3 protein-coding genes are annotated in these 3,523 nt (G+C 59.5%); all 3 read right to left on the reverse strand.

Annotated features, from left to right (window positions below):
- Positions 1–537, reverse strand: a 537-nt coding sequence (locus VFE81_RS19850) for a methyl-accepting chemotaxis protein (RefSeq protein ID WP_325046228.1), incomplete at its 3' end; no start/stop codon positions are given.
- Positions 538–592: 55 nt separating this feature from the next.
- On the reverse strand, positions 593–2,983 hold the full coding sequence (locus tag VFE81_RS19855) for a HAMP domain-containing protein (protein WP_325046229.1): 2,391 nt from the start codon (positions 2,981–2,983) through the stop codon (positions 593–595).
- A gap of 331 nt (positions 2,984–3,314) precedes the next feature.
- A partial coding sequence (locus tag VFE81_RS19860) for a DNA alkylation repair protein (RefSeq protein WP_325046230.1) occupies positions 3,315–3,523 on the reverse strand: 209 nt, incomplete at its 5' end.

A 3,523-nucleotide genomic window follows, 5' to 3' on the forward strand; every position in this document is an offset into this window, starting at 1 on the left:
GGCCACCACCGCGAATCCACGTCCGGCCGGACCCGCGCGCGCGGCTTCGATCGACGCGTTCAGCGAAACGATCACCACATGCCGGACGATCGACGACAGCTCCTGATTCTTCGCGTGCATGTCGTGGTTCTGCGTCATCAGCGAGATCATCTGCTCGTGCCAGCGCTCGAAGGTTGCGCCGAGGCTCTTCAGACGCGCGGCTTCGCCCACAATCTGTCGCGCCTGCTGCGCCCACAGGTCTTTGTCGTCGGTCGCTGCTTTCAGCATTGCACGCAGTTCTTCAACGCTGGCCGACTGCTGCATCAGCTCGTCGCGCAACTGTGCGGCCAATGCTTCCATCTCTTGCGCGGCCTGTTCGTGTTCGCGGATCGCTTCACCGTGGTCCGCGTATTCCGCCGACAACGCTTTGATCTGGACGTCCGCTTCGGCGCGCAGTCGTGCCATCAGCCTCGTGCTTTGCAACTTGTGCGCGACAAATGCCAGCAGCGCGGTCATCGCGCTGCCTGCCACTACCGCCAATACATACTGTTGAATCACAACCTATCCTTCCGAAGTCCGTCGCGAAGCGCGTCAATCAGCGTTCGACCAACGTTCAATCCGCCATCGCGTCAAGTTGCAGTTCGCCGGCATCGCCACGCGCTTCGACACCGAGCATATCGACGGCGACGCGATCCGGCAGGCAGACGATCGTCTGGAACTGACGGAACGAAGCACCCTTGCGATCGTCGGTGAAGCGCAGTTCGATGTGGCCGTTCTCGCGTTTGAGGAAGTCGCGTACGGCGTCCATACCGACGCCACGGCCCGACACTTCCGTGACCGTTGCGGCGGTTGAGAAGCCCGGCCGGAAAATGAATTCGGCGATGGCTTCGTCGCTCAGGTGTTCGTCGCTGCCGATCCAGCCGCGCTCGACGGCAATGCCGCGGATTCGTTCGAGTGCGAGGCCGCGACCGTCGTCGCTGAGGGTGATCTGCAGTGCCCGCTTGTCCACGCCTACTTCGATATCGATCGCGCCGGCCGGCGTCTTGCCGTGTGCGCTGCGCGCCTCCACGGTTTCGATACCGTGATCCATTGAATTGCGCAGCAGATGCATGAACACATTGTTCAGCGTGCCGCCTGCGTGGCCGCGCAGACGATAGCCGTTGTCGTCGATACGCACAGTCGGCGCCGGCTTGCCCAATTCTTGCGCGAGCGAAGGCAGCGAGTCCAGCACACCGGACAGCGCATCGCGCACGCTTTCGCTGCCGAGCGCGCGCAAGGTTTGGCGCATCGTATCGCGCATCGACTGCAATTCGTGGAGTTCGTTTGCGTTCGTCTTGTCCAGCATGCTCAGCGTCTGCTGAATCTGGTCCTTCTCGACCATCACGTAGCGGTTAGCGTTGCCGGCGCTATTCGCTCCGGCGTGGCCCTTGCGGCCGAGGCTATGTTCGTTGATCTTCGCGTAGCTCTCGATCGCCTCGCGCACGCGCGTCAATTCCTGCATCAGATGTTCCTGATCCCACGAACGGTCCGCGTCCGGTTGGCGCAGCTCGTGATAGCTCTGCTCGGTTTCATGGACGACGTTGGTCAGATGCGCCAGGTTATAGGTGCGCGCATTGCCCTTGATGGTATGCATGTTGCGGAACAGTTCGGCGATCGCCGCATGGTCCGCTTCCGAATGCTTGCGGATAATGCGCTCGTTCTCGCTGACAAAGCCCGCGGCGCTTTCAATGAAGTGATGGAACTTCTCTTCGCTCACCGCGAGAATCTCGCCGATCATGTCGAGACGGCGACGCTGTTCGCTGGCTTGCGCAGCGAGCTTGCGCAGTTCGGTGACGTCGCGCACGCACAGCATCAAACGCACGATGACGTCGTTTTCGTCTGTGATCGCCGACCAGCTGAGGTCGAGGATCTTCGCACGGCCATCGGGCATTTGCTTCGAAATTTCGCCGACCAGCAAGTGCTGATTGAACGCGAAGTTGATGCAGTCTTCGCCGAGGCACGCATGCGCCGCCGCATCGACTTGCGAGAGCACGTCCGAGCCGAGATCGGTATCAGAGAACACCAGATCCATCAGGCCGCGCCCGGCGATGTCTTTCGTTTCGAAGATGTCTTCCAGATACGCCGAGTACTCCGAGTGGATCACAGCGCCGTCGATCACCGTCAAAATACCTTGCTGCATGTTCTGCAACATCGCCTGGATGTCGGCGGTCTTCTGCTTGAGTTGCGCCGAGCTTTCCTGGATCTTTTCAATCATGCCGTTGAAGGCGACGATCGAATGGCCGATCTCGTCCAGCCGGCCCACCGGCACGCGCCGCGTGAAATCCTGACTCGACGCGATCTCGCTCATCATGGCTTGCATGCGGCTGAGTGGGCGGGTGATCTGACGGTAAAGCAGTGAACCGATCGAGGTCAGCAGAATGATCGCTATACCGGTGACGACGGCGATGGCCGTCGTGATGGTGGCGAGTGTGGCGTTCAGCGTGGTGATCGCCTCATCTTTCTGGCGGTTCTTCTCGACGCGGAGGGTTTCGACAATACCTTCGAGCTCGTCGCGATACTGCGCGACGTTGGCGAACAGATACGCTTGCGCGAGTTCGTTCTTGCCGTCGGCCTTCATTTTCGCGGTCTCGGCGATAGCTGCGAAATAGTTCTCGAGGCTGTCGTTGGCTTGGGAAACGAGACCTTGCTGAGCGTGGCTCGCGGCGTCTTTGGCTTGCAGCGCGAGGGCCTGTTGCAACGAGGCCTTTTTCTTCTTCAGTTCGTCTTGTGCCTGCGCGACCATGTTGGCGTCTGGCGCGTAGACGAGGGTCATGGTGGCGAGTTGCACGTCCTTGACTTGCGAGACGAGGTCGGCCGAGGCGAGCGCGCTAGGGACAACGCCTTCGGTCACTTTGCGCACTTCGGCTGCGCTGCCGCGCGTCTGATAGACGGCATAGCCGCCGATCGACAACAAGGCGACAAACATCAAGACAACCAATAGCGTAATGCGATGACGGATAGTCATGTGAAACCCCCGCGGGTGGCCTTTTTGCGTCGGCCCTCGATCGGGGCTGCGCGTTTTTTGCAAAGTGTTGGGTAATGCCTGCAGCCTGGCCGTGCTTGCAGCTTTGCTGAGTATTGCTGAGCCATGTTACTAAGCGATGACTACACAATTTTGATTAGCGCAGAAGACGTTAAATATATTTCTAAAGTTTTTGGTTTTAACGCCGTTAATTAACGGCTATTAATTTTGTGTGCTGTCGCCATTCCAACAAACTGCGCACCCACACTGGAACTCCGTCCGATTGTCGGCGCACGGCGTGGACTTGATTCGCAGACGATGAGTGTTCGACGCATCAGCCGATCGGTGGCAGATGTTTCGCCGCCTCACGCAAAGTGAGTGGCGACAAGTTGTCCCGTGATCCGGATAGAAAGCGGCTCACCGCTTGAGGCGCGTGCCAAGCGTAGTCGCGCAACGCCCAGCCGATCGCTTTGCGGATGAAGAAGTCGCTTTCCCCGGCAAGCGAACACGCATAACCGAACAAACGCGTTTCGTCGGTCTGAT

Source organism: Paraburkholderia sp., assembly GCF_035656215.1.
Taxonomy (GTDB): Bacteria; Pseudomonadota; Gammaproteobacteria; order Burkholderiales; family Burkholderiaceae; genus Paraburkholderia.

Coding starts and splice junctions, on each gene's coding strand:
- VFE81_RS19855 (WP_325046229.1), bottom strand. CDS start 2,983: ATGACTATCCGTCATCGCATTACGCTATTGGTTGTCTTGATGTTTGTC.